We start from the raw sequence: 5,578 nt of genomic DNA, 5'->3' as shown, positions 1-5,578 counted from the left end.
GTCTTGGAGGGCGCGGGGGAGGTCTTGGACGGGGCCGGAGAGGTCTTGGCCGGCTCCGTCGCGAGCTGCTTCTTCACGTCGGCGCGGAAGTCGTCCATGTCGAAGCTCGGGTCGACCTTGCCGGGCTGGACCTCCTTGTGCCCGGCGACCGACTTCTCCGACCAGCCGTGCGCCCGGCAGATCGCGGCGGCCCACAGCACGGCCCGGTCGTACTGCGCGTCCGGGTAGGGGTCCTTGCCGTCGCCGAGGTTCTCGATCTCCAGACCGTACAGACAGTCGTTGCCGTCGGCGTTGGCCTGGTTGTCGACGGGGAGGGGCTTCTCCGCGCGCAGGGCGTTGAGGACGTCGAGGTCGACACCGCCGGCGTGGTTGGCGCGGCCGTTGGCGATCGTCCACAGGCCGTCGGTCTTGCCGAGCCAGGCGTGGCAGAGCGGGCCGGGCAGGTCCGATCTGCCGTTGTAGCAGAGTTCCCTGTCACCGTGACCGGCGGTGTGATGGATCAGTACGCCGATCACGGGACCGAAGCTCTTGCCGGTCGCCGCGTCGCGGTTGTGGGTCTTCCAGCCGGCGTGCTCGTGCACGGTGAGGCCCTCGGCCTTCAGCGCGGCGAGCATCTGTGCGGCCGTCAGGGGTGTGGCCATGACTTGCGGTCCTTTCGGATGGATCCGGTGAACGTAACCGGGTTTCCTGTGAAGCCAGTTGACGAATGGAACCGCGTGCGGGGCGGCCAGGATCGTATGAGGGCTTTCGTACCGGCTGAGGGCGCCGGAAGCCCTGAGGCGCGCGGATTCGGCGCCGGACTTCTTGTTGCTCGCCGCCCAACGCGCGTGTTACGCGGGTTGGTTGGCGCCTGAGAGTGGCTGACGTGGTGGGCGGTGCGATGGGCGGTGCGGGGTCGAGTGGCTCGCTCGCTGCGTAGCGTTGGGGCGCTTTCGGTCGAGCGGCTCGTCCGCTGCGTCGTGCGGTGTCGGTGTCGGTCCCCGGGGCTCACTGGGTGCGCGCTGCGGTGTCGGTGTCGGTCCCCGGGGCTCACTGGGTGCGCGCTGCGGTGTCGGTGTCGGTCCCCGGGGCTCACTCGGTGCGCAGTGCGGTGGCAGTGCCGGTCGGGGTGCTCACTCGGTGCGCGGTGCGGTGGCGGTGTCGGTTCAAGTGCTCACTCGGTGCGTAGTGCGGTGGCGGTGCCGGTCGGGGTGCTCACTCGGTGCGCAGTGCGGTGGCGGTGTCGGTCCGGGCGGCCCAGACGGCCGGCAGCAGGGCGCCCAGTACCGCGATGACCAGCCCGCCGCAGGCGAGCGCGGCCAGCGCGGGCGTGCGGTAGACGGCGATGTCCGAGGCGGGCAGGGTCATGCCGACGGCCCTGCCCATGAGCGGCGTGACGAACCGGTGCAGGGCGACGCCGGCCGGTACCGCCACCGCGCCCGCGAGCAGACCGATCCCGGCGACCGACGTGACCACCATGGCGACGGTCTGGCGTGGCGCCATGCCCAGCGCCTTGAGGACGCCGAGGTCGTGGACGCGGTCGCGGGTGTCGAGGACGACCGTGTTGAGCACCCCCAGGCCCGCCACCGCGACCAGCATCAGGGTGAGCGTCCCGACCAGCGCGTCCATCGTCACGATCACGTCGGACCCCCGCGCGGTGTTGGCCTGCGCGACCGCGCCGACCGGTTGCAGAGCGGCGTTGAGCGAGGTCAGGTAGCGCCCCAGGTCCGTCCCCGGCTTCGTCCGCACGCCGTACTGGCCCGGCGTCGCGTCCAGCCCCAGTGCCGCGAGCGTAGAGGTCCGGGTGAGGAGTTCCATGCCCTCGCCCGCGGTGAAGAACGCCTCGCCGACGATCCGCACCGAGGCCCGCCGCCCCCGCTCCGTCAGGGTCACGGTGTCCCCGACCCGGATCCCGGCGGCCTTCAGGAACCGGGTGGTGACCACAGCCTGCCCCGGCCCGTCGAGCCAACGGCCCGAGACCATCTGCGGGGCCGCCCACGCCGTATCACCCTGGTAGGCCACCACGGTGGTGGCGCCGGTGATCCCGGACGCGCTCACCTGCGCCTGCGCGATGCCGTAGAAGCGGCTGGTGCCGTGCTGGGCGCGGAGCGCGGCGGCGACCTCGGCCGGATCGGCCGTCGGCGCGTCGGGGCCGCCGCCCGCGTGGACCGCCTGGGCACCGGGCGGCGCCTGTCCGCCGCCTGCCGCCACCATGACGGACCCGGCCGAGTCGAGCATGCGGCCCGACTGGACGGCCCCGAGCGTCAGGGCCAGCCCGACCCCGAAGGTCACGGTCGCGGCGCCGAAGGCGACCGCGGCGGCCGTCGTCGCCGAACGCGCCGGACGGGCGAAGGGGTACGCCAGCCCGAGCCCCACCGCCCGTGGCACCGGCAGCCGCCCCGCGAGCCGCCGTGCCAGACGCCCCCGGCCGGTACCGGGCGTACGTCCGACGGTGATCGCCTCCACGGTCCGCAGCCGCCCGGCCCGCAACGCGGGCACCAGAGCGGCTCCGGCGACCAGCACGAGGGCCGCCCCGGGCACCACGACGTCGATCCACACGGGAACCGACGCCCCCGGACCGCCGAAGGCCGTGCCGACCTCGCCGAGCACCGGAACGGCCAGCAGATTGCCCAGCACCAGCCCGAGCGCGCACCCCACGCCGGCCGGGATCAGCGCCTGCCCGACATAGGCCCGTACGACCTGCGAGGGGCTGAAACCAAGGGACTTGAGGATGCCGATGCGCCGGGTCGCGGCGCCGACCGCGCCGCTGACGACGATGCCGATGACCAGAACCGACAGCAGCAGCCCGAGAACCCCGAACGCGGCCAGGAAGGGCACGAACGCCATCGTGTTGGCGGTCTCCTGCTGTCGTACGGCCAGATAGGACCGTGATCCGCTCAGCGCGCCCTTCGGCACCGCCGCGGCGATCGCGTCCCGGTCGGCGGCGACCTGGGCGTCCGTGCCGGCGTGACGGAAGCGGTAGAGCATCTCGTACGACACCGGACCGCCCCGCGCGCTCAACGCCCCGGCCTGCGCGGGAGTCACCCAGGCGTCCGCGGTGCCGGTCACCGACCGGGCGACCCCGACCACGGTCAGCGTGGGGGCGCCCGGCGCGGAGGGGAACGTCAGCCGGGCACCCGGCTGTACGGGCATCCCGCCGTACGCCACCACGATCTGTCCGGGCCGGGTGGCCCAGGCACCCGCGACGAGCCTGACCCCGTCGACGCGGCCTCCGGCGTCCGCCCGGCCCACGACGGTCAGCGGCGGCAGATCGACACCGGCCGGAAGCGCGTCCGACCCCGAGGCGGTGCGCGGGCGCAGGGAGAGGGCACGGAAGGGGCCGGCGGCGGCGCTCACGCCGGACACGTGAGCGGTCGCGCCGACTTGACGACCGGTCACCTTCGCTCCGTCGAACTGCACGGTCAGATGGGCGCCTCGCTGCCGGGCGAAGGCGTGGTCGAAGGGCGCCCGGGCCGCGACGAGCAGCCCGGCGGCGAGCACGGACGCGGTGACGGCCATGAGCGCGGTGAGGATCATGACGGCGCTCTGCAGACGCCGCCGCCCGACTCCGGCTCGGACGACCTTGCCGAGAGCGCTCATGGGGTCACCGCCGGGGTGTGGGGGCGTGGTTGTGTGAGGGCGGCCTTGCGGGGACTGTTCATCGGGTCGCTGCCGGGGTGGGGGCGCAGTTGCGCGAAGATGCCCTTGAGGAGAGTGTTCATCAGGTCACCGCCGTCGTGCGCTCGGTGTCCCGGACGACGCGGCCGTCGACCAGCTCCACCGTCCTGGTCGCGCAGGACTCCGCGAGGCGCAGATCGTGGGTGACCAGGAGGATCGTCTGCCCGTCGGCGTTGAGCTCTGCCAGGAGCTCCCGGACGTCGTCGCCGGAGGCGGTGTCCAGCGCGCCGGTGGGTTCGTCGGCCAGCAGCAGCGCCGGACGGTTCATCAGGGCCCGGGCGACGGCGACCCGTTGCCGCTCCCCGCCCGACAACCGCCCGGGATAGGCGTCCGCGTGCCGGTCGATACGCAGATGCTCCAGCAGACCGGCGGCCCGCCGCCGCGCCTCGGCCCGGGGCAGACCCGCCAACTGGGCGGGCAGCAGCACGTTGTCGGTGACCGTCAGGTCGTCCAGCAGATTGAAGAACTGGAAGACCATGCCGATCTTCGTCCGCCGGAACTCCGCCGACCTCGCCTCGCTCATCCCGTCCACCCGCAACCCGGCGACAGTGACGCTGCCCGCGCTGGGCCGGTCGAGCCCGGCGATCAGGTTCAGCAGCGTCGACTTGCCGCTGCCGGACGGCCCCAGCACGGCGACCGCCTCTCCGGCGCGCACGCTCAGGGTCACGTCGGCGAGCGCCGGCGGCCCCTCGCCGTAGGTCCTGGTCACATCACGGATGTCGATGACGGGCGCGGTCGCTGGCACGGTGCCTCCACGGGCCGGTGGTCGGGTTCGGCCCGACGGTAGGGGCCGGGTCGCGGTGGCCGCGTCGCCTGTGACGGCGAGACCGGCTGCCGCCCCCGGATGACCCTCCGGCCGTGTCATCCCAGCGATGTACGCGGGCGATGTACGAGCTGTCCCCGGCCGTCCGCCGCGGGAGGGATGTGGCCGTCTCCGGGCCTTGCCACACTGTGCGCATGGGCGGGGCTGTCGGGACGGTGCGTACGGGCGGGACCGCGGGCGCCGCGGCGGAGATCGCGGAGCGGTGGAGGACGAGCGTCTCGTCGCTGCGGCAGCGCAGCCCGCTGCCGCGGCCGTCCCGGTGGATGTGGGCGGCCGACGCGATCCTCGCTGTCGTCCTGGCGGCCTGCACGGTGATCGCCGCCCACCGTCAGGGCAGGGGCACGGTTCCCCTCCCGCCGGTCGTGGTGTCGACCCCCTCGTGGGTACCGACGCCGCCGGGCGCGCCGAACGCCCCCTTCCCGCCGGCGGACATGGCACAGCACCTCGGCACGGTCCAGGCCTGGCAACTGGCGCTGGCCGCACTGACCGCGTTGCCCCTGGTGGTACGGCGCCGGTATCCGCTGACCGCGTTCTGGGCGGTGACCGGGGTGAGCCTGCTCTTCAACCAGCGGCTGGGCGGCGGCGACCCGACCGTCTACACCTTCGTCTCCTGCGTGGTCGCCGCCTACAGCGCGGCCGTGTACAGCCCGTACCGCGCGCGAGCGCTGGCCGGCCTGCTGGCCGGGGCCGTCCTGCTGGCCGTCTTCCACGACCAGAACTTCCCGTCCTTCACGCCCGGTGTCGTCCCTTTCCTCGCCCTGCTCGGGGTCGGGCTGGCCGCCAACGCAGTCCACACCTGGAAGCAACGCCTGCGCGTCCTGCAGGAGAACCACGAGACCGCGACCCGGCTGGCCGTCGACCGCGAACGCTCCCGTATCGCCCGCGAACTCCACGACGTCGTCACCCACAATGTGAGCGTGATGGTCATCCAGGCAGGCGCGGCCCGCAAGGTGATGGACACCGCCCCGGACCGCGCCCGCGAGGCACTGCTGGCGGTGGAGGCGGGGGGACGCACCGCGATGACGGAACTGCGGCAAGTGATGGGCCTGTTGAGGATGGCGGCCGATGGGGGAGAGCTGGTGGGTGGAGAAGGGGGTG

5 protein-coding genes are annotated in these 5,578 nt (G+C 73.5%); 1 reads left to right on the top strand and 4 read right to left on the bottom strand.

What is annotated here, in order from left to right:
• The 4 genes from GRC12_RS41400 to GRC12_RS41390 all read right to left on the bottom strand — a co-directional run.
• A partial coding sequence (locus GRC12_RS41400) for an N-acetylmuramoyl-L-alanine amidase (protein ID WP_208785606.1) occupies positions 1 to 641 on the bottom strand: 641 nt, incomplete at its 3' end.
• Between the two features lie 553 nt (positions 642 to 1,194).
• Positions 1,195 to 3,579 (bottom strand): FtsX-like permease family protein, encoded by a 2,385-nt coding sequence (locus GRC12_RS41395; RefSeq protein WP_208785605.1) that lies wholly within the window; start codon positions 3,577 to 3,579, stop codon positions 1,195 to 1,197.
• Positions 3,576 to 3,701, bottom strand: a complete 126-nt coding sequence (locus GRC12_RS46605; RefSeq protein ID WP_280117593.1) for a hypothetical protein — start codon at positions 3,699 to 3,701, stop codon at positions 3,576 to 3,578. The genes GRC12_RS41395 and GRC12_RS46605 overlap by 4 nt, the downstream gene beginning before the upstream one ends.
• The gene (locus GRC12_RS41390) at positions 3,701 to 4,402 is read right to left on the bottom strand and encodes an ABC transporter ATP-binding protein (protein ID WP_308286747.1); all 702 of its coding nucleotides are present in this window, start codon (positions 4,400 to 4,402) and stop codon (positions 3,701 to 3,703) included. Before GRC12_RS41390 ends, GRC12_RS46605 begins: the two co-directional genes overlap by 1 nt.
• Positions 4,403 to 4,614: 212 nt before the next feature.
• Between GRC12_RS41390 and GRC12_RS41385 the strand changes: the two genes are divergently transcribed.
• The coding region (locus GRC12_RS41385; protein WP_208785603.1) for a sensor histidine kinase at positions 4,615 to 5,578 on the top strand (964 nt) is incomplete at its 3' end.

The organism is Streptomyces griseorubiginosus, from assembly GCF_017614965.1.
In the GTDB taxonomy this organism is placed as follows: Bacteria; Actinomycetota; Actinomycetes; order Streptomycetales; family Streptomycetaceae; genus Streptomyces; species Streptomyces griseorubiginosus_B.
The sequence above is the reverse complement of the archived record's forward strand: the minus strand, read 5'-3'. Positions and strand labels throughout refer to the sequence as shown.